The sequence below is a fragment of the Vibrio sp. NFR genome, from assembly GCF_027587095.1.
Classification (GTDB): Bacteria; Pseudomonadota; Gammaproteobacteria; order Enterobacterales; family Vibrionaceae; genus Vibrio; species Vibrio harveyi.
Genome location: NZ_JAPPTN010000005.1, coordinates 156,337 through 178,254, shown reverse-complemented (window position 1 = coordinate 178,254; position 21,918 = coordinate 156,337). Strand labels below are relative to the sequence as shown.

General features: G+C 45.6%; 26 protein-coding genes. 17 read left to right on the top strand and 9 right to left on the bottom strand.

The window, feature by feature from the left end; translation table 11 throughout:
- Positions 1 to 12: 12 nt before the first annotated feature.
- The 6 genes from fliQ (at position 13) to lafA (ending at position 6,278) form a co-directional block, all read left to right on the top strand.
- Positions 13 to 282, top strand: coding sequence for a flagellar biosynthesis protein FliQ (gene fliQ / locus OH463_RS11570; RefSeq protein WP_005448684.1), 270 nt, complete (start codon positions 13 to 15; stop codon positions 280 to 282).
- Positions 282 to 1,058, top strand: coding sequence for a flagellar biosynthetic protein FliR (gene fliR, locus OH463_RS11565; RefSeq protein ID WP_005448682.1), 777 nt, complete (start codon positions 282 to 284; stop codon positions 1,056 to 1,058). The genes fliQ and fliR overlap by 1 nt, the downstream gene beginning before the upstream one ends.
- The gene (gene flhB, locus OH463_RS11560; RefSeq protein ID WP_047516189.1) at positions 1,055 to 2,182 is read left to right on the top strand and encodes a flagellar biosynthesis protein FlhB; all 1,128 of its coding nucleotides are present in this window, start codon (positions 1,055 to 1,057) and stop codon (positions 2,180 to 2,182) included. Before fliR ends, flhB begins: the two co-directional genes overlap by 4 nt.
- A 31-nt stretch (positions 2,183 to 2,213) precedes the next feature.
- Positions 2,214 to 4,304, top strand: coding sequence for a flagellar biosynthesis protein FlhA (flhA, locus tag OH463_RS11555; RefSeq protein ID WP_005448679.1), 2,091 nt, complete (start codon positions 2,214 to 2,216; stop codon positions 4,302 to 4,304).
- Complete coding sequence (locus OH463_RS11550; protein ID WP_188014373.1) at positions 4,297 to 5,094, top strand: EAL domain-containing protein; 798 nt, start codon at positions 4,297 to 4,299, stop codon at positions 5,092 to 5,094. The genes flhA and OH463_RS11550 overlap by 8 nt, the downstream gene beginning before the upstream one ends.
- A 332-nt stretch (positions 5,095 to 5,426) precedes the next feature.
- Complete coding sequence (lafA, locus tag OH463_RS11545; RefSeq protein WP_005448677.1) at positions 5,427 to 6,278, top strand: lateral flagellin LafA; 852 nt, start codon at positions 5,427 to 5,429, stop codon at positions 6,276 to 6,278.
- 436 nt (positions 6,279 to 6,714) lie between these two features.
- On the opposite strand, the gene OH463_RS11540 is transcribed toward lafA, so the two are convergent.
- Entirely contained in the window at positions 6,715 to 7,002 is a 288-nt protein-coding gene (locus tag OH463_RS11540) for a hypothetical protein (RefSeq protein WP_005448676.1), read from the bottom strand.
- 472 nt (positions 7,003 to 7,474) lie between these two features.
- On the opposite strand from OH463_RS11540, the gene fliD reads away from it, so the two are divergent.
- The 9 genes from fliD to OH463_RS11495 all read left to right on the top strand — a co-directional run bounded on the left by fliD (position 7,475) and on the right by OH463_RS11495 (position 14,096).
- Positions 7,475 to 8,812, top strand: a complete 1,338-nt coding sequence (fliD, locus tag OH463_RS11535; RefSeq protein ID WP_269991269.1) for a flagellar filament capping protein FliD — start codon at positions 7,475 to 7,477, stop codon at positions 8,810 to 8,812.
- Between the two features lie 19 nt (positions 8,813 to 8,831).
- Positions 8,832 to 9,218 (top strand): flagellar export chaperone FliS, encoded by a 387-nt coding sequence (gene fliS / locus OH463_RS11530; RefSeq protein WP_005448674.1) that lies wholly within the window; start codon positions 8,832 to 8,834, stop codon positions 9,216 to 9,218.
- Positions 9,202 to 9,522 (top strand): hypothetical protein, encoded by a 321-nt coding sequence (locus tag OH463_RS11525; protein WP_005448673.1) that lies wholly within the window; start codon positions 9,202 to 9,204, stop codon positions 9,520 to 9,522. The genes fliS and OH463_RS11525 overlap by 17 nt, the downstream gene beginning before the upstream one ends.
- Positions 9,519 to 10,586, top strand: a complete 1,068-nt coding sequence (locus OH463_RS11520; RefSeq protein ID WP_050922448.1) for a flagellar hook-length control protein FliK — start codon at positions 9,519 to 9,521, stop codon at positions 10,584 to 10,586. The genes OH463_RS11525 and OH463_RS11520 overlap by 4 nt, the downstream gene beginning before the upstream one ends.
- Before the next feature lie 22 nt (positions 10,587 to 10,608).
- Entirely contained in the window at positions 10,609 to 11,118 is a 510-nt protein-coding gene (locus OH463_RS11515) for a flagellar basal body-associated FliL family protein (RefSeq protein WP_005448671.1), read from the top strand.
- Between the two features lie 12 nt (positions 11,119 to 11,130).
- Positions 11,131 to 11,859 carry a FliA/WhiG family RNA polymerase sigma factor gene (locus OH463_RS11510; protein WP_050940551.1) on the top strand — a complete coding sequence of 243 codons (729 nt, stop codon included), beginning with the start codon at positions 11,131 to 11,133 and terminating at the stop codon, positions 11,857 to 11,859.
- A gap of 10 nt (positions 11,860 to 11,869) precedes the next feature.
- A complete protein-coding gene (gene motA / locus OH463_RS11505) occupies positions 11,870 to 12,727 on the top strand; it encodes a flagellar motor stator protein MotA (protein ID WP_005448668.1) in 858 nt (285 codons plus the stop codon).
- Positions 12,727 to 13,719 (top strand): flagellar motor protein MotB, encoded by a 993-nt coding sequence (locus tag OH463_RS11500; RefSeq protein WP_005448665.1) that lies wholly within the window; start codon positions 12,727 to 12,729, stop codon positions 13,717 to 13,719. Before motA ends, OH463_RS11500 begins: the two co-directional genes overlap by 1 nt.
- Before the next feature lie 89 nt (positions 13,720 to 13,808).
- Positions 13,809 to 14,096, top strand: coding sequence for a hypothetical protein (locus OH463_RS11495; RefSeq protein ID WP_005448663.1), 288 nt, complete (start codon positions 13,809 to 13,811; stop codon positions 14,094 to 14,096).
- A 60-nt stretch (positions 14,097 to 14,156) separates the two neighbouring features.
- Here the strand turns inward: OH463_RS11495 and OH463_RS11490 are convergent, their stop codons facing one another.
- The 5 genes from OH463_RS11490 to OH463_RS11470 form a co-directional block, all read right to left on the bottom strand.
- Entirely contained in the window at positions 14,157 to 14,747 is a 591-nt protein-coding gene (locus OH463_RS11490) for a hypothetical protein (RefSeq protein WP_053053875.1), read from the bottom strand.
- Between the two features lie 152 nt (positions 14,748 to 14,899).
- Positions 14,900 to 16,339 (bottom strand): pyridoxal phosphate-dependent decarboxylase family protein, encoded by a 1,440-nt coding sequence (locus OH463_RS11485; RefSeq protein WP_026000157.1) that lies wholly within the window; start codon positions 16,337 to 16,339, stop codon positions 14,900 to 14,902.
- A 131-nt stretch (positions 16,340 to 16,470) separates the two neighbouring features.
- The gene (locus OH463_RS11480; RefSeq protein ID WP_230689864.1) at positions 16,471 to 17,538 is read right to left on the bottom strand and encodes a helix-turn-helix domain-containing protein; all 1,068 of its coding nucleotides are present in this window, start codon (positions 17,536 to 17,538) and stop codon (positions 16,471 to 16,473) included.
- Between the two features lie 128 nt (positions 17,539 to 17,666).
- Entirely contained in the window at positions 17,667 to 18,044 is a 378-nt protein-coding gene (locus OH463_RS11475; RefSeq protein WP_005448655.1) for a PH domain-containing protein, read from the bottom strand.
- 120 nt (positions 18,045 to 18,164) lie between these two features.
- Positions 18,165 to 18,380, bottom strand: a complete 216-nt coding sequence (locus tag OH463_RS11470) for a TIGR02450 family Trp-rich protein (RefSeq protein ID WP_009695918.1) — start codon at positions 18,378 to 18,380, stop codon at positions 18,165 to 18,167.
- A 183-nt stretch (positions 18,381 to 18,563) separates the two neighbouring features.
- On the opposite strand from OH463_RS11470, the gene OH463_RS11465 reads away from it, so the two are divergent.
- Entirely contained in the window at positions 18,564 to 19,328 is a 765-nt protein-coding gene (locus tag OH463_RS11465; RefSeq protein ID WP_005448650.1) for a transporter substrate-binding domain-containing protein, read from the top strand.
- A 136-nt stretch (positions 19,329 to 19,464) separates the two neighbouring features.
- Complete coding sequence (locus OH463_RS11460; protein ID WP_009695916.1) at positions 19,465 to 20,262, top strand: nucleotidyltransferase domain-containing protein; 798 nt, start codon at positions 19,465 to 19,467, stop codon at positions 20,260 to 20,262.
- Between the two features lie 148 nt (positions 20,263 to 20,410).
- Here the strand turns inward: OH463_RS11460 and OH463_RS11455 are convergent, their stop codons facing one another.
- From OH463_RS11455 to OH463_RS11445, 3 genes are read right to left on the bottom strand one after another with little or no spacing between them, the layout of a single operon-like run.
- Complete coding sequence (locus tag OH463_RS11455) at positions 20,411 to 20,641, bottom strand: PapB/FocB family fimbrial expression transcriptional regulator (protein ID WP_269991268.1); 231 nt, start codon at positions 20,639 to 20,641, stop codon at positions 20,411 to 20,413.
- A 54-nt stretch (positions 20,642 to 20,695) separates the two neighbouring features.
- Positions 20,696 to 21,439, bottom strand: coding sequence for an NADH:ubiquinone reductase (Na(+)-transporting) subunit C (nqrC, locus tag OH463_RS11450; RefSeq protein WP_009696933.1), 744 nt, complete (start codon positions 21,437 to 21,439; stop codon positions 20,696 to 20,698).
- 9 nt (positions 21,440 to 21,448) lie between these two features.
- On the bottom strand, positions 21,449 to 21,907 hold the full coding sequence (locus OH463_RS11445; RefSeq protein ID WP_009696932.1) for a copper chaperone PCu(A)C: 459 nt from the start codon (positions 21,905 to 21,907) through the stop codon (positions 21,449 to 21,451).
- Between the last annotated feature and the right edge of the window lie 11 nt (positions 21,908 to 21,918).

Sequence of the window (21,918 nt, the reverse complement as noted above, 5' to 3'; positions counted from 1 at the left end):
TGGGAGAACATCATGACACCAGAATTAACCGTCACTCTATTCTCTGACGCAGTATGGCTTATCATCTTGATGGTGGCAGTGCTTGTTGTACCTGGTTTGATTGTTGGTTTGTGTATTGCGGTATTTCAAGCCGCAACACAGATTAACGAACAGACACTGAGTTTCTTACCGCGTCTATTAGTCACACTCCTTATGGTGATTTTCGCAGGTCACTGGATGCTGCGAAAAATCATGGAGCTGTTCGATTACCTATTCCACAACATTCCGGGGATGATCGGCTAATGACGATCTCGTTCGCGGAATTGTCCATGATTCTTGGTCAACTTTGGTGGCCATTTTTCCGTGTGGGCGCGGTGTTTATCTCCATGCCTTTTTTCGGAGATGCGCTTATTCCTGTTTGGGTGCGCAGCTTGCTCGCCCTTTCTATTGTGGTGATCACCGCTCCACTGATGCCACCCATGCCAGAAGTCGAACTCTTCTCTATGACGTCTCTGTTTCTTGCTTTCGAGCAAGCAATCTGGGGCGTGATGTTTGGGTTGATTCTGCATATGCTATTCAATGTCTTTACCATGCTTGGTCAAGTCATCTCTCTGCAGATGGGTTTAGGTATGGCGATGATGAATGACCCAGTGAACGGACTTTCGGTCGCCATTCTTGGACGTATTTTTCTGATTTTTTCTACTTTGCTGTTCCTTGCACTTGAAGGACATTTGTTGGTTATCGACATTGTTATTCAGAGCTTTGTCGTTTGGCCGGTCGGCTCAGGTATTACCGCTCTATCTCTTCAAGGCATTATCAACATATTTGGGTGGATGTTTGCCTCTTCACTTGCTTTAGCGCTACCGGCTATCGTGTCCATGCTGCTTGCAAACATCAGCTTTGGTGTGATGAACCGAGCAGCCCCGTCACTTAACGTGTATGCACTCGGCTTCCCGATGACCATGTTATTAGGTCTATTTAGTGTTTTGATTTCAGTATCCGGCGTCCCAAGCCGCTACACCGCATTGGTGCATGACACGATTCGTTTTCTGAACAACTTTATGTTGGGGGGCTCATGAGCGATCAGTCGTCACAAGACAAAACCGAGAAAGCCTCCCCCCAGAAGGTAAAAAAAGCCCGCCAGGAAGGGCAGATTCCTCGCGCAAAAGAGTTCACGACTGCTGTGATATTTTTAGCGGTAGCGCTGTTCTTTTATTCTCAACTGAATGGCATTTGGGAAAGCATCTCGGGCGTATTCCGCTACAACATGACCTTGACTAAAGCGGACTTAGAAAATCCAAAACAGTTGGTCGAGCACCTAGGTCAAAGTTTGGCTGTCATTATTGAGATGCTGTTACCGCTTTTCACGGTGATCATCATTGTGACCTGTGGCAGTAGCATGGTGCTAGGTGGCTGGATGTTTCGACCAGCCAACGTGATGCCAAAGCTAAGCAAGCTCAACCCTATCTCAGGTATTAAGCGCATTTTCTCGACTCGCTCAGTCGTTGAGCTGTTGAAATCGACCTTCAAGGTTTTGGTTATCTTCGGCATCCTCTATGGCTACTTGGACAACCATTTGCAGCCGCTACTTGGTATGCAAAACTTGCCATTGAGCCAAGGTTTTTCTCTGATCATGTCGATTTTGTTCGAAGGTCTACTGCTGATGGGGTTTGCTCTATTACTGTTTGGGGTTATTGACATTCCTTACCAACGTTGGGAACACCTCAAGGAACTACGAATGACCAAACAAGAGCTCAAAGAAGAGTTCAAAAACAACGAAGGTCGCCCTGAAGTCAAACAACGTATTCGACAAATTCAACAACAGTTTGCTCGTCGTAAAATCGACAAAATGGTGCCAACTGCAGACGTAGTGATCACTAACCCGACTCACTACGCCGTCGCATTGAAATATGAGCCATCACTTTCTGATGCGCCATTTGTGGTCGCAAAAGGCGTCGATGAGACCGCAATGCACATTCAACGTATTGCCCGCGAGAACAAGGTCGAGATCATCAACTCGCCACCTCTTACTCGTTCGATTTATCACACCACCGCAATTGAGCAAGCCATCCCAAGCCAGCTCTATATCGCTGTGGCTCACATTCTAACTTACGTTTTGCAATTGAAAGCCTTTCGTAAAGGGGAAGGAAAAGAACCAACACCTTTGCCTCACTTTTCAATTCCAAAGCATTTGCAACACTGATTAACCCGCGTTTACCCAAGGACACGAGAGTATGTTTAACCGGTTAAAACAACTTCAAACTTCCACCAAAGGCTATATGGGAATTCCAATTGTCTTGCTGATGGTTTTGGCAATGGTAATTTTGCCTCTACCACCATTACTGTTGGATGCGCTGTTTACCTTCAACATCGTTTTAGCGATTCTGGTATTGCTGGTCAGCACTACAGCAAAGCGACCACTCGACTTTTCAGTTTTTCCAACCATTTTGTTGGTCGCGACGTTATTACGCTTAACACTGAACGTAGCATCAACGCGTATCGTATTGCTTGAAGGTCACAACGGTGGAGATGCGGCAGGTAAAGTTATCCAAGCCTTCGGTGAAGTGGTTATCGGTGGTAACTATGTCGTTGGTATGGTGGTGTTCATCATCTTGATGATCATTAACTTCGTCGTGATCACCAAAGGTGGTGAGCGTATTTCTGAAGTATCCGCTCGCTTTACCTTGGATGCCTTACCAGGTAAACAAATGGCGATCGATGCCGACCTCAACGCTGGTTTGATCGACCAAGAGACTGCACGTCTGCGTCGTAAAGAAGTCGCGAACGAAGCCGATTTCCACGGCTCAATGGATGGTGCATCTAAGTTCGTTCGCGGTGATGCTGTCGCAGGTTTGCTGATCCTATTCATCAACATCATTGGTGGTATCAGTATTGGTGTATTCGAGCACGGATTACCTGCTTCCGAAGCCTTCAAGACTTATGCCCTACTGACCATTGGTGACGGTCTCGTTGCACAAATCCCATCACTATTACTTGCTACTGCCGCTGCCATTATCGTTACTCGTATCAACGACAGCGACAATGGCATGTCAGAAACCATGCATAAGCAGTTACTGGCAACACCAGCAACTTTGTTCACCGTTGCTGGCATTATGGTGGTGATTGGTATCGTACCGGGCATGCCTCATTTGGCATTTTTCACCTTTGCTGCAGTATTGGCATTTGCTGGATGGCGACAAAGTAAAAAGCCCGTTCAAGACCCACAAATTGACCAAGTAGAAGCGCTTTCTCATGCAATGCAAGAAGAAGAGACCACGCTAACTTGGGATGATATTCCACACGTTCACACTTTGTCTCTTGCCCTAGGTTACCGCTTAGTACATTTGGTCAACAGAGAACAAGGTGCACCTTTGGCACAGCGTATTCGTGGTGTGCGTCGCAACCTCTCTGAACAAGTGGGTTTCTTACTGCCTGAAGTCCGTATCCGCGACAACTTAAGCTTAAAGCCAAATCAATACACCATCGCTCTAAATGGTGAAGTGATTGAACAAGGCTTTATCGAACCAGAACGCTTAATGGCAATTGCTGTTGGTGAAACCTATGGCGAAGTTGATGGTATTTTAGGAAGCGATCCCGCTTACCAATTGCCAGCCGTTTGGATTGAACATCAAGACAAAGCCAAAGCCCTGAATATGGGTTATCAGGTGGTTGACGATGGTACGGTAATCGCCACCCACATCAGCAAGATCATGAAGACCAATTTGGCAGAGTTGTTTACGCACGATGACGTAGAAGCCATGACTCAACGCCTTACAGCACAAGCGCCAAAACTGGCTGAAGCGTTAGCGGCAGCATTAACACCAGCCCAGCAACTTAAGGTTTATCGTCAGCTTCTGCTTGACCAAGTGCCACTAAAAGACATTCGCACCATCGCCAATACCATGTTGGAATCATCGGAAAACACCAAAGATCCAATTTTGCTTGCTGCAGACGTACGTTGCGCACTCAAACGCACCTTGGTCAACTTAGTTGCTGGTCAGAAAAACGAGTTGAACGTCTACGCCTTGTCTGACGAACTCGAACAGATGTTGATGACATCACTGCAACAAGCACAAGCAGCAGGTACGGTCATGCTAGACAGTTTCCCGATCGAACCAAACATTCTTGGACAGTTCCAACAGAATTTACCCTTGATTCGTCAACAACTTAAGCAACAAGGTCTACCACCAATTTTACTGGTGATGCCTCAACTGCGACCATTGCTGGCACGTTATGCCCGCACCTTTACCCAAGGGTTGGCAGTACTGTCTTACAATGAAATTCCAGAAAACAAACAAATCAACGTGGTAGGTAACCTTGGATAATCTCATCTCAAACAAAGCGATGTACGACTATTTGTGTTGCCTTGCTGAGGAACACATTGTCACGGAAGACGATAAACTGGTGTTTGATGCACTCAAACACAATGACATTCAGCATGCGTGTCAGGCAATTCGTGAGACGAAAACAGGAGAGGTGGAATACCAACACCTCACATTACGTTTTGGGTCACGTGGTGAGCAGAGCGTGTATCAATTTGAACTTTCTGAGCAAATGCTGTTTTGCTTAGATCTTTACAGCTTGTATCTCGCGCTTCGCCAAACTCAATTTCAGTTGGAAGCGTTTCATCCCGATTTGATCAGCAACGTGGTCGTGCCAATTCATGTTGATGCGTTGCTTTGGCAGCCTGGCGCGCACTTTCTTGAGCAAATGATTCAGTTTCACAATGCAGGATTTCAACATGTCGTGCCATCTCTGCAAGCAGATAAAGCGCTCTGCTTACACGAACGCGTTGGTACTTTGGTTGAGCAGCTCAAAGAAAACGCCTTTGCACTCTGGTTCGAGATCGCGACAAATCAAATTCACTTTGAGCATATTGTGGATTTCGAGCCAGACATGATTAAGTTATCTGTGACGATAGAAAACAAAGAAGATCAACATGCGTTTTTGCCTATTGCTCGTTTCCTACGTCGCAATCAATTTCCATGGGTAGCAGGGCGTGTCGCAAGCCAAGTAGAACTCAACCGCTACCGTTTATTAGGCGCGAGTTACTATTTCGGATACTTCAGCGATATTCCTACGTCACTGTCTTTTCAATCGTTTGATGGCGAATAAAATAAGAATGCCGTAGAACAATAAGGGCGAATTCTAAATTTAGAGTTCGCCCTTTTTTATACCCAGTCGTGTCGAGACGATGGGTTCAGCGAGGTTGATTTGTTTTGTAAACATGAAGGACTTAGTTTGTAGATGCGATGGCGATTTAACGGTCTACTGGGTCTAAATCAGCGATTTTCTGGAATGGGCATCACCAAAAACCATCAAAATGAGCCATTTGGAAAAAATATTTAACTTTCTAATTAATCATTAAAACCAATTAACCGCCTCTTGTTAGTGAGCAGGGAAATTCCCGAGGCCTGAAAAGATATTGAAAACCAAGGAGACTTACGATGGCTTTATCTATGCACACTAACTACGCTTCACTTGTTACGCAAAACACGCTGAACAACACAAATGGTCTATTAAACACTGCAATGGAGCGTTTGAGCACAGGCTTCCGTGTTAACTCAGCGGCTGACGATGCTGCAGGTCTGCAAATTGCTAACCGACTAGAAGCACAAACTCGTGGCATGAACGTAGCAATGCGTAACGCACAAGACGGCATCTCAATGATGCAAACTGCGGAAGGCGCGATGGACGAAATGACTAACATCGTGTACCGCATGAACGACCTAGCAACACAGTCGTTGAACGGTTCAAACAGTGCTACTGACCGCGCGTCTCTTGATAAAGAATTCCAAGAGCTAACTAAAGAACTTAACAACATCGTTGACAACACTAAGTTCGGTGGTCAAAACCTTCTTAAAGGCGGCGGCTTCGGTGCAGGCGCAGTATCATTCCAAATCGGTTCATCTTCAGCTGAAACACTATCTGTAGACGCAAGTACTGGTATTGGTGAAATCACTACTATCCTAGCTGACGCAGCAATCACTGACGGTGTTGGTGACGCAGCTAAAGCGAAAGCAGCTCTTGATAAAATCAGTGGCGCTGCTGGTCTAGTTGAAAAGATTGGTTCTTCTCGTGCAGACTTCGGTGCGAACATCAACCGTCTAGAACACACTATGACTAACCTTGGTAACATGGTTGAGAACACTACTGCAGCGAAAGGCCGTATCATGGATGCAGACTTCGCAGCAGAATCTTCAAGCATGACTAAGAACCAAATGCTTATGCAAGCTGGTACAACGGTTCTTTCTCAAACGAACCAACTGCCTGGTATGGCAATGTCGCTACTACGTTAATAGTCCCCTTCTATTAACTAAAAAGTTACAACATTTAGTTCGTCTGAAAGCTCTAAGCCTCCCATTCATCCGGGAGGCTTTTTTCGTTCACATAGGGTTGATTTATACCTATACCCAAGTGACTTCAAGATGCAGGACTCAGAGCGTTGTCATTGATTCGAGAGCAAGGAAAACAACACAGTGTAATAGCCAGCTCTTTCCAAGTTGTTTGATGCGGCCATTTGTTTGACTAAAAAAGCGAGTCAAAGACACGCTCCCAAAGAGCACTCTTTGTAAATAGTAAGGGACCTTGGCTTGTATACTTTGTTGTCGATTCCTGATTTAGACCCACTAAACCTTTAAATCGCCGCCGCGTCTACAAACCAAGTCAGTCTCGCTGAACCTAGCATCTCGAGGTTACTTGGGTATAAATGAAAAACCGCCACGAAAAGATTTATTAACGACGAATGTAGATACTACTTGCACCATTATTTTGATTGGCAGGGACACGAAATCCAGCTTTGAGCATGGTGTTGATCAGCACCTTATTAAACAGCTCAAGCTCCGCAGATTCCGCGCCATGAGTCGGATGGTAAGATTTAAGCTCAGGGAATCGCGAAACCGCTTCAATACGAATACTCGCCAACTCCTCAGCATTAATACTCTGTTTACTGCGTAGTTTGGTTCCAATGAAGGCTTCGTATGCGCGGGCACACTTCATAAGTCTAAAAACAAAATCATTCATTACTGTCGTTCTTTTTTGGATCTAATTGAGGAATAGCCGGACGTTAGCAACCACAAAAATTGCAGGGGCATAAGATAGCAAAAACAGTTCTCTTATTAGGGTCAGAAAAATCTGAAACACTTAGCAGTAAACCCCGAAATCCGCTCACTATGCGTACAGCCTCATAGCCTCGTTTTCTCCTCTCGATACCCAACTTATTCTCACTCAACCAAGCCTCTCAGGTTACTCGGGTATTGCGTTAAATCTTTGCCTAATTTTGGTCGCCTCTTCTATTTGGGAAACCCCAAGAGTATTCGGGGGAAGAGCGGAACCAACAGGTGGAAAACCCGCTTCCTCCCAACCACACAAAATCATCGTAATGCATTGTTTTATATAGACTTAAACATTAGGCACGCATCTTGCGATAGACAATTTATTAGTGGCACTGCGACAGCTCGCAGTGCCAACCACAGATGAGAGAGGGAGCGACCTCATGAGTTCGTTAGATCCAATAAGCATGGCAACCCAATTCGCCACGTTAGATGTTCAACCATTTCAGCAACGCTACAAGCTACAAACAGACAAGTATCAATCTCAATTAACGGCGTTGGGCAAAGTAGAAACTGCTCTGCGTGACTTCCGCACCGCCGTTAAAGAGATGAACAGCAGCACCAACAGCGTTATCAAAAACAAAGCTACGACATCTCAAGAAGGCTTTTTTACTGCTGATGCCGATGCTAAAGCTTTGGTGGGTAACTATCAGATCTTCGTTGAGCAAGTTGCAACCTCACACCAGATCTCTACGGGTATGCCTACGAGCTTGGATGCATCGACAGAAATCCCTGCTGTGGGTTCTTTAGATTTCACCATCAACGGTGAAAGCATGAGCTTGGACTTATCAACCGTTGATAGCGACGGTGATGGTAAAGCAACCATGACCGAGCTGGTTAGTGCAATCAACAACGATGCCGATAACCCTGGCGTTAACGCCACACTTGTGCGTTCTAATGGTCAAACTCACTTCATGTTATCTAGCACCAAAACAGGTGTCGCAAACACAATCAATGTGAGTGCATCGGGTACTGGTGAAGCATGGTTTGAAAATGCTTTCACTAGCACGACTGAGATTAGTAAACCTCAAGACGCTGTCATTTGGCTTGGTGCAGAAAGCAGTGGTCTAAAGCTAACTAACGCAAGTAATACTTTTGAAGGCGTGATTGATGGTGTCGACCTCACAGTAACAAAAGCGCAAAAGTCAGGTGAAACACCGATTGCACTTGAAGTGGGCACAGATTCAGAAGGCACAAAAGAACAAGTTGATAAGTTTGTTGAAGCATATAACTCATTGATTTCAACCATCGACGAATACACCAAAACAGGCGGCGAAGATCAAGCACGCGGCGTACTTGCTAGTGATCCAACCATGCGCTCTATCGAAAGCCAAGTTACGAGCCTAGTTCGTGGTGAATACGGCGGCATGCGTTTGAGTGAAATCGGCATTACGTTAGACCGTTCAGGAAAAATGAAAGTCGATCAAACCAAGTTCAACGAAGCTCAAAAGAGCAACAGTGCCGCACTAGAATCCATCTTTAACGGCGATGGTGCACTTCTAGATTCACTGGATGACATGGCTGAACCTTTCCTGAAGTTCTCTTCTGGCACATTCAAATCTCGCAAAGATGCACTACAAGCCAACCTTGGACGCATCGAAGATAAGCAAACCACGTTAGAGCGCAAGTACGAGATGTCGTACAAACGCTACATCAAACAATTTACCCAAATGAACACGTTAATGACGCAAATGAACCAAACCCAGTCGTTGTTTGGTTAAGGCTTTAGGAGAACTACTCATGCTCATGGATTCCGGCTACGACTCGTACCAGCAAGTCGATCTTGATGCGCAAGCTGCATCAGCAAACCCACATCAACTCGTTGTCATGTTAATCGACGGCTTACTCGATGAAGTTGAACGCATACGTGGTCACCTAGCTGCCAACCGACTTGCGGAAAAAGGCGCAAGCATTAACAAATGCATGAACATCCTCATTGGATTAAGCAGTGCTTTAGATGAAGAGAACGGCGGTGAAATTGCTGATAACTTACGTCAACTTTACGACTTCTGCCAAGTAGAGCTGTTCTACACCAGCGTACAAAACGACACATCACGTTTAGACAACGTTGAACGTGTCATGGGTAACATTCGAGAAGGTTGGATGAATTTTGGACAGCAAGCATAAAGTGTCGCCAGAGCGATTTCGCCACTTGTCAAAACTGATCCAAATCGCCACTAAAACGGCTGATTGGCGAGCTCTCAAGCGCTACGACTTACAGTTGCGAGAGCTGCTTATTAGCCACAAGCCATTCTTGAAAGATCCAAAACTGGCGCCGGAAATCCAACGAGCGAAAGCAGTGCACGCGAGTGCTTTTACTACGTTGGAAAAAGCCACCAGCGAGCTAGAGCAAGAAATGAGTTCGGTGAGTAACCAGCAAGAGCGAGCCATGGCGTATCAACTTGCAATGACCATGGAGCTAACACAATGATGGTAACCAATTCAATTTCTGGCGGTGTTGCTTCTCAGCCAACGCAAGATGGGAAAGTAATGCACGCACGATCCGAGCAAGGGTTTTCTGCATCATCTTCTCAAACTCAGCAAGAAGCGCTATCCGGTCACGTTCCTGTACCCGGCTTTCGTTTGAATGCACAAGCGTTGCCTAAAGCGCCTGCCGATACAGAAACAACCGAGCAAGGTTCAAGTTCTGAAGATGCCTCGGTGGATGCCCTACTCAGTTCTCAAGCTCCAGCGACACCAGCCAATTTAGCAGCTCAAGCACAAGCTCTGATGCAAGGCATGGTGAAAGCAGTCGGCAAACAAGGCGAATCTGGTCAAGTTACGACCAAAGCGATAAATGGCTCAACGCAAGTAACCAGTACGGCAACTCAACCACACTCTACACTGGGAGCGGCGACGCCAACGTCAGAGAATCAAAGCATAGCTAAAGCTAGCGCCACAAATCAGGTCAAAGTATCTGCAGCAGATTTGCAAACACTCCTTAACCAGCCAGTTCAGGGACAGCCTTTGACGGCTAATGCGCAAGTGCAGTCACCGACAGCTCATGCGGCGCACACCAATCCTACGACGCCGCTCGCAGCAACCCAAGCTCAGGGGTCGGAATGGGCGGCAGTTCGTGTCGATACCAGTTCTGGTAAATGGGGTGAGCAGATGATGCAGGTACTTCAAGACCGCGTGACGTTGCAAGCACAGCAGAACCTGCAAGAAGCCAAGATTCGTCTCGATCCGCCAGAACTCGGTAAGTTGGATCTATTGGTTCGTGTCGAGGGAGATCGCTTAAGCGTGCAAATCAACGCTAATAGCGCCGTAACACGCGAAGCATTGATGCAAGTTTCAGAACGCTTAAGAACGGAACTTCAAGAGCAAAACTTCGTTCATGTCGATGTCAATGTCGGCTCGGATCAAGGTCAAGAGCGACACGCGCATGATGGCAACCAAGAAGAGGCATCTATCTTTGCCGCTCGCGAATCCAACACCTTTCAATCTAATACAACAACAAACTATTCAGAGCATTGGCTAAACACTCAAGCCTAATGAATCACCGAGGAAAAAGGTTATGACCAAACAACAAATGATCGCCCTGTTTATCGCCATGATCATCACCAGTGCCCTCGTTTCCGGAGTCACTGTGATTGGTGGTATTTGGTATCTAAACAAAAGCGCACAGTCAGTATCATCGGCGTCCAGTTTCAACGATTATTTAGAGGACTCCCCACTGGCTTTTCTAGCGGTCGAGCAACCAACGAGTAAAGGACCAAGCTTCCATCCGTTGGAGAGAGTGGTATTGACTATCAAAGGTAAAAAACAAACGCACTTTGTAATGTTAGAGCTAGCCTTAGAAACACGTCGCCCTGAGCGCATCAAAAGCATCGATGACTACATGCCTATGGTGCAGAACTCATTGCTTAAGCTATTCAGCGATAAAACATTCGATGAGCTACAACAAACAGGTGCTATCGACACTTTGCAAAGTGAGGTGAAAGAAACCTTGCTACTGGCATTCGCAAAAACTGACATCGTGCGTGATATCGATGATGTTCTGCTAACCAAATACGTTGTGCAATAACGGGGCACAACTATGTTGGAGATGAACTTACAGGAAAGTTATACCGAGACGGAGGAAGTGAACACGCCGTCTCGCCCGATTGACGAGAATGCACTATTGCAGCGTCATCAGATCATGGTCAAACGTGTTGTGAACCAACTGCGTGTTCATGCAACGTCTCATTGCAGCATCGAAGACATGCAACAAATTGGTCTGATTGCTCTTGTTGAAGCGGGTCGTCGTTACGGGGATGTGGAAGATCCACACTTCCCTGCTTTCGCCGTTTGCCGTGTTCGTGGTGCCATTCTCGATGAGCTACGCCGATTGGATTGGCGATCGCGCAAGACACGTCAGCAAGCGCATGAGCTGAACGACGTAACCCGAGATCTCACTCGTGCTCTTGGCAGAATGCCCACCGATGCCGAGATCATCAAAGCCCTCGGCACCGATGAGAAAGATTACTACAACCGTCAAAACGCGGCGCTTGCAGGCGAAATGCAAAGTCTCGATCAGTTGATGGAAAGCGGTAATGACAGCCACTTTGGTGGTCAATATGACGGTATGGAACATGAACATATACGTCGTAGCTTAGAGAGTGCTCTTGGCAAAATGCCAAAACGAGACCAACTGTTGCTGACCTTGTTTTACCAACACGAACTCAACCTACATGAAATCGCGCTCGTGCTCGACCTGACACCACCTCGCATCTGTCAGTTGCACAAACAAGCGCTTAAACAACTTAACCAATTAATGTCCTCTTAGGAGTCACGAGATGCAAAAGTTTTTTGGAGCCATTACTGTCCTGTTGTGTGTCTTCGGCGGATACATGTGGGCAGGCGGTAATCTGGGTGCAATCTGGCAGCCCGCTGAATTTATGATCATCATTGGTGCCGCTGCTGGCTCACTGATCATTGGTAACCCTCCGCAAGTCTTGAAAGAAATGCGTCAGCAATTGCGCGCAACCATTTCAGGTCCTGACGAAGAGTATGAATACTACATGGAGTTAATGGCGCTGCTTAACAATCTACTAGAGACTGCTCGCAGCCGCGGTTTTAAGTTTCTCGATTCACATATTGAATCACCAGAACAGAGCTCTATGTTCCTCGCTTATCCAAAAGTAAGTGACGACCATCGTCTTATTTCTTTCATTACTGATAATTTACGTTTAATGGCAATGGGACAAATGTCGCCTCATGAATTAGAGGGACTGTTAGAACAAGAAATCGAAGCAATTCAAACCGAAATGCTGTTACCATCGCGCTCTATGCAACGCACCGCAGAAGCACTTCCTGGGTTCGGTATTCTTGCTGCAGTTGGTGGCATCATCATTACCATGCAAGCCATTGATGGTTCAATTGCCCTAATCGGTTATCACGTTGCTGCTGCCCTCGTCGGTACATTCATTGGTATTTTTGGTTGTTACTGTTGTTTAGATCCACTCAGTAACGCCATGGCTCAGCGAGTGAAACGAAACATGACGGCTTTCGAATGTGTGCGTGCCACTTTGGTCGCTTACGTTGCGAAAAAGCCAACATTGCTCGCTATCGATGCTGGTCGTAAACACATTCAGTTAGACATCAAACCTACTTTCAACCAAATGGAGAAGTGGCTATCTGAACAGGAGGGATAATGCAAAAACAAGAGCATGTGGTGTTCAAACGCGTCAAAGCACACAACCATGATGAGTTTCATGGTGGCGCGTGGAAGGTCGCGTTTGCCGACTTTATGATCGCTTTGATGGCGCTGTTTCTTGTACTTTGGGTCATGCAGGTGGTCGACAAGGAAGAGCGCAAAGCCATTATGGCTCACCTTCATAGCTCGAGTGTCTTCGATAAGAGTTACGGTAACCCTTTCGATACCTCGCAAAGTATCTCTCCAATCGACTTGGCACAGGACTCTTCTGTGCCAAGTAAACACAACTCGAATCATGTCGTGAGCTCGTACTTCCAAGGTGATGGCGATGGTCCAGAAATCGACTCGCTGATCCCTGGTAACTTCGATACACAAGAGCAACTTGCTCTACTGGCGAAAGTCATCGATGAAGTGGTAGGTCAAATCAGCGCGCAAGGTAACGTCAACGTAACCATTACGCCACAAGGTCTACGTATCGCACTGCAAGATGATTACAAGCAGCACATGTTCAGTCGTGGTGGCGCGGAGTTGACCCCTTTCTTTGAAGATTTACTGCTTGCGCTTGCACCTGTGTTTGAACGCATCAGCAACCCATTGATCATCAGTGGTCATACTGACTCTACACCTTTCAAAAAGCACTTTGGTCGACAATCAAACTGGGCATTGTCCGCATCTCGTGCCGACGTTGCGAGAAAAACACTTGTTGAGGGTGGCATGCCTGATGAGCGAGTCATGCAAGTCACGGGGATGTCCGATCGTGCACTGCTTAACCCAGATGAACCAGATTCAAGCGAAAACCGCCGTATAGAGTTGTTTATTCTCACTACGCCCGCTGCTCAGGTTTTAGAAACCTTCTTCGGAGACCAGCAAGACAGTGAGCTAGAAAAAGCAAAACAGAAAGCGGAGTTTAACCAGCCAGTGATAAGACAAGAAGTGATTCGTTATTCTGTTGAATCTGACAATCAAAAAGCCAAGATTCAAGACCTCTAAACCCAAAAAGGTCACCAGTTTCATTCCTTCTGCGTGACCTTTTTTTTCCCCAATATCATGATTGCAGTAATTGTTTAGTTGAGTTCGATATGCCATTACCCGCGGCCAATAAGCCTAACAATGATTCGCTAAAGAAAGCGTTCCTTTGGCTAATCGTTTTTGATTATCTATTGCTGGGATTCTTTCTTACTCAGTTATCAAGTTTGAGCCTGAATAGCGGTACCATGATCAGTTTGCTGCTCGTTGTTTACAACGTCTTGCTGGTCTCATTCTGCTACCAGCGCACCAGCAATCATGACTCCTACATCATCTATCCAGTGTTATCTGCAACCTTGTTGGCGTTTGTCTTCTTCCTGTATTTTTTCTTTTTGGTATGAACTCGGGGCTATTGTCTCACGAGTTTTCGCCCTCTTAATCGCAGCATCGCCAAAGGAATATCAACCAAGTGGCACCATTTGTACGTTTTTAATCGCGTGGCTTTTTAGCGGAGTCGCACAATCAGTGATCGTTCCAACCTCAATCCGACTTGTTTTCGAATAGACCGCAAGCACGTCAATACAAGCTTCTTCATGTTCTACTTGCGAAGGATTGGCACGGATAAAATCACGAATTTTGTCCACATAAATGGGATGTTCTGAGTACAAGCTCGCGAGCTTTTTTCTACCAATATACGTATGTTGATTTGCGTCTCCGATTGGGAATAACACGCCTTTATGTCCCCGCTCTAAATGGTAATTACAGTTGTTGCAGCTCTTCACCTGAGCGAGAGTTAACGTATTTTCTTCATCCTTGAAAACTTTGATATTGGTTTGGGTTTGATTAAGAGCAGCGCTACTTTTTGTGTCGGCTTTTGAATATTCAATCTGTCCGACCAAGCTGGCTTTTTTACTGACTAAGAATGCCGTATCAACCCCTGAGGCACTAACAAGATGACTGTCGACGGGCTTAGCGCTCGAGCATCCATTGAGAATAGCTAGTCCAAAGAGAAGAGTGAGTCCAAAGGGAAGAGTGAGTAGTTTTGATTTCATATCTGAATCCTTATTGAATGGGATAAGTGATACAAAAAGAATAAGTAAACCCATACAGGATTAATTGTCATTGCATGCCTAAGTACATTGAGCAGACATAAAAAAGCCCAGTATCAAACTGGGCTTATATTCAGTTTTTGGGCTCGAAGACGTTACTCAGCATCCATGCGTTGCTTCTCTTGCACATATGCTTTTACGATTTTCTCTGCGGATAAGTCGATATCTTCAAGAGAAGTGTGACAACTTAGCACTGAGAACAACATGGTTTTCAGCCCTTTGTAACCCGAAGTAGAAGGGTAAAGCGTTCCTTCTTGCTGTAGTCGATGGACCACGCGTGCTGTCAGTTCGTTACGATACGCCTCATCCCCTTCACCAAACTGTGCGGAAAAACGGTTGGACACAACATCATTCAAAATAGTAATGCCATCTACCGTTGAAAGCCTTTCTGCCATATGTTGTGCAAGCGAAGTACAACGATCAACATGCTCTTCAATGCCCTGTTTGCCAAGCGATTTAAACGCAGCGTAGACAGGTACACCACGTGCACGACGCGAAGCACCAATGCCAAAATTAATGGCATTACGATCTGGTTTATCCATCGCATCGTTCAGGTAATCCCCCATATTGCTGCCTCCCATCGCTTGAGCCAGCAAACCTGCATCCTTCACAATGACCATGCCCGAGTCATAAGGCATGTTGAACCACTTATGACCATCTGTATCGATGGAATCGACTCTTTCAATACCATCAAGAAGGTAACGATGTGTTGCACTTGCAGCCGCCCACAAACCAATCGCACCATCAACGTGTAACCATGCATTGCCATGCGCAGCGACAGCGTCAGCAAGCGCGTGGAAAGGATCGAAAGCGCCAGAGTCGATACAGCCCGCTTGCGCACAAACTAAAGTTGGTCCTTCAAGTGCGGTGATCGTTTCCATTAAGTTGTCTGGAATAATGCGTAAGTTGTTGTCTGTCGGTACCTTAACAATGTTTTCCAAACCAATACCGATCATTGAAAGAGCACGCTTAATCGTTGAGTGAATTTGATCACTTACAACCACATTAATGCGCGGCGCACCATACATACCTTGAACAGCCACGTCCCAACCTGCACGTTGCAATAGCGCATTACGAGCAGTGATAAGGCTGGTGTAAATTGCCTCTTGCGCGCCAGAAGTAAAGCCAATGCCAGAGTTAGGCGCTAAACCGAGTAGTTGAGTCATCCATTCAGCGGCCGTCTCTTCAACCACTGATAACGCAGGGCTAGCAACGTAATACGGCACGTTTTGGTCCCACGCGCTTACTAGCCAATCTGCCGCTAATGATGCAGGGAAAGAACTACCAATTGCATAACCAAAGAAACGAGGACCACCTGTTGCAATCAGACCGGCATCGACGCTCTTAACCATCTCATCAATCACCGCAGATGGATCCGTTGGCGTAGTTGGCAGCGCACCACCAATCGCCTTTCTCAGTTCCTGGGATGTCACACATTTGTCGACAGGTCGTTCATTTAAAGACTCTAAGTACTCGACGGCGTGCTCGAAGGATTGGGTAAGCGGTGAACGGTACTCATGGAATCGATGGGACATTTTCGTTTCTCTCTCTTTAGTTTCGATGCCCTTCATCTTATTGATTGAGAGAAATATAAATTGTCATCCTGTGCCACAAGGTGGAATTGATGACCCTAACTGAAAAGCACATTTGCGCCACATCCCAAACCTCAAGTTTTGCGGTAAGCAGAAGGCGTCATGCCTATTTTCCGACGAATAAAACGAGTGAAATTGGCGGTATCGGCATAGCCCAAGGATGCTGCAATGGTCGTGATAGAAAGAGTGGAATTTTTGAGCAGAGATAAACTGCGCTCAAGCAGCAATGATTCCATCACTTGGCTGTACGTCACCTCACAATCATGCAGGCGTCGCTGTAACGTTCGTTTATGAATACCCAAAATTTGAGCCGCTTCCAAAATGGAAAATCGCCCAAAAGAAATATAGGGAAGAATCGCAAAACCAAACGAGGAAACAAACGAGGTTGGCACTTCACTGAGATCGGTACTCCCATCAAATCGCCCTTTGTTCGGCATACAAATCGTCTTGTTTAACACGGCATCATCAAGCTGGATACCCGTTGCCGCTCGGTTGGTGTAAAACTGCACATGCTTTAATTGCCGGCAATCAAAGAAGCGTTCCATATTGGTGCTCTTCACACTCACACTTACGGTTTGCTGCCGATAGTTTGCAAGTGCAGCAACCAGTTCATCCATAAAAATGAGACTAAACATCTCAGCATATTGATACCAAGGTTGGTTTTCCCCATCTTTGTACCTCGCAAACCATATGCGATCGTGGTATTGCTCCAAGCCAAGGCGTGTATTGTTCGAATATCGGCGCATCGAATGACAGAATACCTCAATGGCTTCAGCGACCGTCATTGTCGGCGTAAGGGCTAACTGTGCTAACACTTTGGGCACATACAAATCGCGACACAAGGTCCAAATGGTGTGAATAAATTCGTCGGTGGGGCAAGACTCTCCGAACGCTAACAGCAGATTTCTAAGTATGGTTTCGGGCAGAAACTCAACATCTGACATTTGAATGTCTTCAGGGGCTTTGCTTACTTTAATAAGCTGATGCACATCGATATTACTGTTGTCGAAAAGCGCTGCCAGATCGTGAACCCACTCTGTTCGAACAAGAGGAACGCCCTCAAATACAACCGTCATTCTCTTCCCTTTGCAATCATTCAAAAAGCCGAAAGGTAAAGAAAACACCATCGCTTGTCTTGTCATTTGGCGACAACGCAGTGATTCAAACAGCAAACTTATCTACCAGTTCTTAATATACCCAAGTACAAGAACAAAAAAGGAAGCATATTTGCTTCCTTGTTGCTTATCTGTAGATATGGCATTGACGCTCATTAAGCCAGCACATACTCGCTTATCATCTTGTTGAATGAGATTAGGTCGAACGAGCCTTTTATCTCAAAGCGCACTCGCCCAACCTCACTGAGAAAGAACTCAATTTCACAGTCTAAATCGAACGTGCCTGATGTCTCAATCGAGAAAGCATTTATCTTGCTATAAGGAAGCGACGTGTAATCCACTTTTGAGCCAGTGATACCCTGAACGTTAGCAGCGATAACACGCTTGTTGGTGAACACCACTTGGTCACGGACGGTTTTAAAGCCAGCAAAAACGGTCTCACCGTCAATTAAGAACTTGTGAAAATCGTCGCGAACTTTAGAGACTTCTATTGGCTTAAGCTTGAATACCGAGGAACTGTCAAAATCGATCATGGCATTACCTTGTGTTTGAATAAGTAGAGTGACGACTCCATTAATAGCAAAGTCTCTACAACGAACCTACTCATATTCATCACTTTTCTAACTCCATCTCGTTTTTGGGTTTCCAACGGCTTATTTCCATCCTTGTCGCCACTGCTGTGTATCTTTTAGATCATGCCAATCTAATTCATGCTCTCGCTTGGTCATAACCGCCTCAATCACACACCTCACGACATTGCCCTCTTCATCAAACTCCATTTCTGAAATGATAAAGTGCTTTTCTTTATTTACGGGTTGTGCCGCCGTCCATTTACTACGAAGCAATTTCTTAGGATGAATCCGATTCATAACGCCCTGCCATTCATACAAAAAACCTTGCTCTTCTTACGTATAAAGAGACAAATGCAATCACTTTCAAGACAAGAAATTATTTTTGAAAAATTACGCTTTTTTCGATTGGTTTGATCTGTTTTTGCTGCGGTTCCTGTTAGTTTGAAAATTCGTTCAAACACAACAAATCAGACAACAACAATGAAAAAAACAACATTATTACTTGCTTCCGTAGCACTTGCAGTTTCTGGCGTCGCTCAAGCCGACAAGCTAGAAGACATTCAAAAATCAGGAACATTGCGTGTCGGTACAACTGGCGATTACAAACCCTTTTCTTACTATGACGGCAAAAGTTACTCTGGTTACGATATTGATGTCGCGAAACACATCGCCGAGCAGTTAGGCGTAGAGCTAAAGCTGGTTCGTACTACTTGGAAAGACCTGCTGACAGACCTTAACCAAGACAAATATGACATCGCGATGGGCGGTATTACACGTAAGATGCAACGTCAATTGAATGCAGAACAAACTCAGGGTTATATGACGTTTGGCAAGTGTTTCTTGGTCGCAAAAGGCAAAGCCGAGCAATACAACACGTTGGATAAAGTAAACCAAGCATCCGTTCGTGTAGGCGTTAACATCGGTGGCACCAACGAGAAATTCGCCGATGCAAATCTGCAAGATGCTAGCTTTACTCGTTTCGAAAATAACTTAGATGTGCCGAAAGCTGTCGCTACGGGCAAAGTGGATGTGATGGTTACCGAGACACCTGAAGGTCTATTCTATCAAGTCACCGATGAGCGTTTAGAAGCCGCACGCTGTGAAGACCCGTTCACCAAAGGTCAATTTGGTTACCTTATCCCGAAAGGCGAACAGCGCTTATTAAATACGGTGAATTTCATCATGGACGACATGAAGCTCAAAGGCATTGATGATCAATTTATGCACCACAACTCACTGAAGTAATTTATTAGCCGGCTTTTCTAAGCCGGTTTTTCTTGCTTCTTTTAGCACTTAACGCCATATTGTAATGCTGCGCTAATTTTACCGCACTAACCATCTCCTGATGGTTCTAATATCAACCATGATTAATAGGTAAAATATGAAATTCTCAAGCACGCTCCCTCAAGCTCATGAACAGCTTCTAAAAAAGATTCTTGCGGTATTTACTGCCGACCAACGCATCCTCGGCATTGGAGCGAGTGGCTCTTATGCTTCTGATTCAATGGATAAATACAGTGATTTGGACTTGGTTATCGCCATCAACCCTGATGATGTAGAATCGGTGATGACAGAACGCTTTGCACTTATCGACAAGGTAGAAGGACAAGTCGCGGCGTTCACTGGTGAGCACGTGGGAGAACCAAGGTTGGTCATCGCGATTTACGCACCTGATGCCATTCACGTTGATTTCAAATTTGTCGCACTGCAGGATGCAGCAGTACGCGTGGATCATACAAAAGTACTTTGGGAGCGCGATGGTCAATTATCGCAAGTCTTCACCACTTCGCAGCCCCATTACCCTCAACCAGATCCGCAATGGATTGAAGACCGCTTTTGGATTTGGGTCCATTATGGCGCGACCAAAATTGCGCGTGGTGAGTATTTTGAAGCAGCTGAGTTCTTGTCTTTCCTTCGTTCGGTTGCCATATCACCACTGGCTTTACAGCAACAAGGATTAACCCCTTCAGGTGTAAGGAAGATTGAATCCCGTTTGCCTAAGTTTAGTGAACAGTTAAAGCAGACCGTTGCAATGCCAGAACGCGACGCCCTTATTCCCGCATTCCAAAAGATCATTGAACTCTACTTAGCATTGCGAGAAAACGAGCAGGTCAGTATCAAACCACAAGCCCAACAGCTTTGTATGGATTATTTTACCCAAGAGCTAATGGGTAAGTAGAAACAGTAAAGGGGATAGTCATATCCCCTTTTTGTTGTACCCTCACGCTGTGCTGTTACTCACGCCACCGTTGTTGTTCAAAGCCTTATAGTGAATAAAAGTAGCATGGTCGCTGAATGCAGAGGCGTCACTAAAAAGTGGTGGGCACTTAATAAAACTTCCTTAACTTGAGAACCGTCGCCTCAACATCTCGAAGCTTACGTAAACGAACGCTGAGAAAGCTCTGATTGATACCCACCGTTTCAGTGGCTAAGCGCTGGCTTTTTCCTTCGACTAAGTGCATTCGAAGTGCTTTTATTAATACTGCTGAGCGAATTTTAGTAAGCTGAATCAATAACATCAGTTGTTCTTCTGAAACTTGACCTCTTCTAAGTGCCATCACCTTTTCTCCTTGAGCGCAGAGTTTAAATTGCCTTATGAATAGTCAAACTTTTTAATTTCGGTATTGGCGTAAGAACTCGCCGAAACCAAGATCCCCGGTCCAAAAATTAATCGCGTGTTCAACGCCTTGGCTGGTGTAGGTTGCCCCACTGATTCCATCGACAGAGTAAGCGTCTTGTGTATTGCGCCCTTCCTGTACGATACGAATCGATGGATGACCATGGTCGAACAAAGGCTTGTCTTTGAACTGCTTTGTCCAGTTAGCATTATCGGTAATCTCCGCCCCTAATCCTGCACTCTCCCCATGTTTGTAAAACGACAGACTCGCAATGTGGTAGTTGTCGCTATAGAGGGCTAAGTAGCCATAAATCAAACCAAACTTACCTTCACCACGGATTGGCAAAACAATTCGAGAGACTTGCCCGTTGTCATCTTTAATCAAATACACAGGCAACCTATTTTCACGCATTTTAATCCCAGCAAGATCATCACGGGAAGATAGCTTTACTGCATTACTTGGGTCGATGGGAAATGCAGAGAATGACTCGTCTACACTCATGGAGGCATCGCGATATTCACCGCTATCAAGGTCGACGGCTTCAACCGATACATATTGCTCCATCAATTTCTTCATCGGCATACGCTTGTCCATTAACCCTGCCGATTCCGCGAGGGTAAGACGCTGATCCAACTGCGTCAATTTAGGTGGCTCTTTCTTTGCTTGCTCGGGTTCAGAACAACCACTCAAACTAAACAACGCTGCTGCAACCAGCGCCAAACCTATTCGTACTTTCATTGAGCCACCTTATTTCAGTTTACGAGGCACCACTTGCGCGATCACTTTGAAGTCACCTTGATTGGTGTTTACTACCATCGTCAGGTACTCACCAAGTTCTAATTCACGCTTTGGACCAAACATCATGAAATGGTGTGTATTTGGCGTAAGCGCGAGTTTTTTATGTGCAGGAATAGTGATGCTTTTCACCATAAACATTTTGCGCTTACCCGCTTCATACTTCGTCCCGTGTAGCATGGTCTTGTCGAATTCATCCACTTTGAAGCCATTGATGACTAAAGCTTCATCTGAGTTATTGTGAATGGTCATTTTCGACCCCGTTCCCTTTGCACCGCTGGCTAACTGAAAGATGACTGGTGATTCAATTTGTACTTTTTCTTGTAAGTTTTCAGTCGCCCAAGCAGAAGACATCATGGCAAAGACAGTAATCAGAGCGGTCAAAAACGGGCGGAATTTTGTAAGTGACATTTGGTTGATTC

Coding starts and splice junctions, on each gene's coding strand:
- fliQ (WP_005448684.1), top strand. CDS start 13: ATGACACCAGAATTAACCGTCACTCTATTCTCTGACGCAGTATGGCTT.
- fliR (WP_005448682.1), top strand. CDS start 282: ATGACGATCTCGTTCGCGGAATTGTCCATGATTCTTGGTCAACTTTGG.
- flhB (WP_047516189.1), top strand. CDS start 1,055: ATGAGCGATCAGTCGTCACAAGACAAAACCGAGAAAGCCTCCCCCCAG.
- flhA (WP_005448679.1), top strand. CDS start 2,214: ATGTTTAACCGGTTAAAACAACTTCAAACTTCCACCAAAGGCTATATG.
- lafA (WP_005448677.1), top strand. CDS start 5,427: ATGGCTTTATCTATGCACACTAACTACGCTTCACTTGTTACGCAAAAC.
- OH463_RS11540 (WP_005448676.1), bottom strand. CDS start 7,002: ATGAATGATTTTGTTTTTAGACTTATGAAGTGTGCCCGCGCATACGAA.
- fliD (WP_269991269.1), top strand. CDS start 7,475: ATGAGTTCGTTAGATCCAATAAGCATGGCAACCCAATTCGCCACGTTA.
- fliS (WP_005448674.1), top strand. CDS start 8,832: ATGCTCATGGATTCCGGCTACGACTCGTACCAGCAAGTCGATCTTGAT.
- OH463_RS11520 (WP_050922448.1), top strand. CDS start 9,519: ATGATGGTAACCAATTCAATTTCTGGCGGTGTTGCTTCTCAGCCAACG.
- OH463_RS11515 (WP_005448671.1), top strand. CDS start 10,609: ATGACCAAACAACAAATGATCGCCCTGTTTATCGCCATGATCATCACC.
- OH463_RS11510 (WP_050940551.1), top strand. CDS start 11,131: ATGTTGGAGATGAACTTACAGGAAAGTTATACCGAGACGGAGGAAGTG.
- motA (WP_005448668.1), top strand. CDS start 11,870: ATGCAAAAGTTTTTTGGAGCCATTACTGTCCTGTTGTGTGTCTTCGGC.
- OH463_RS11500 (WP_005448665.1), top strand. CDS start 12,727: ATGCAAAAACAAGAGCATGTGGTGTTCAAACGCGTCAAAGCACACAAC.
- OH463_RS11495 (WP_005448663.1), top strand. CDS start 13,809: ATGCCATTACCCGCGGCCAATAAGCCTAACAATGATTCGCTAAAGAAA.
- OH463_RS11490 (WP_053053875.1), bottom strand. CDS start 14,747: ATGAAATCAAAACTACTCACTCTTCCCTTTGGACTCACTCTTCTCTTT.
- OH463_RS11485 (WP_026000157.1), bottom strand. CDS start 16,339: ATGTCCCATCGATTCCATGAGTACCGTTCACCGCTTACCCAATCCTTC.
- OH463_RS11480 (WP_230689864.1), bottom strand. CDS start 17,538: ATGACAAGACAAGCGATGGTGTTTTCTTTACCTTTCGGCTTTTTGAAT.
- OH463_RS11475 (WP_005448655.1), bottom strand. CDS start 18,044: ATGATCGATTTTGACAGTTCCTCGGTATTCAAGCTTAAGCCAATAGAA.
- OH463_RS11470 (WP_009695918.1), bottom strand. CDS start 18,380: ATGAATCGGATTCATCCTAAGAAATTGCTTCGTAGTAAATGGACGGCG.
- OH463_RS11465 (WP_005448650.1), top strand. CDS start 18,564: ATGAAAAAAACAACATTATTACTTGCTTCCGTAGCACTTGCAGTTTCT.
- OH463_RS11460 (WP_009695916.1), top strand. CDS start 19,465: ATGAAATTCTCAAGCACGCTCCCTCAAGCTCATGAACAGCTTCTAAAA.
- OH463_RS11455 (WP_269991268.1), bottom strand. CDS start 20,641: ATGGCACTTAGAAGAGGTCAAGTTTCAGAAGAACAACTGATGTTATTG.
- nqrC (WP_009696933.1), bottom strand. CDS start 21,439: ATGAAAGTACGAATAGGTTTGGCGCTGGTTGCAGCAGCGTTGTTTAGT.
- OH463_RS11445 (WP_009696932.1), bottom strand. CDS start 21,907: ATGTCACTTACAAAATTCCGCCCGTTTTTGACCGCTCTGATTACTGTC.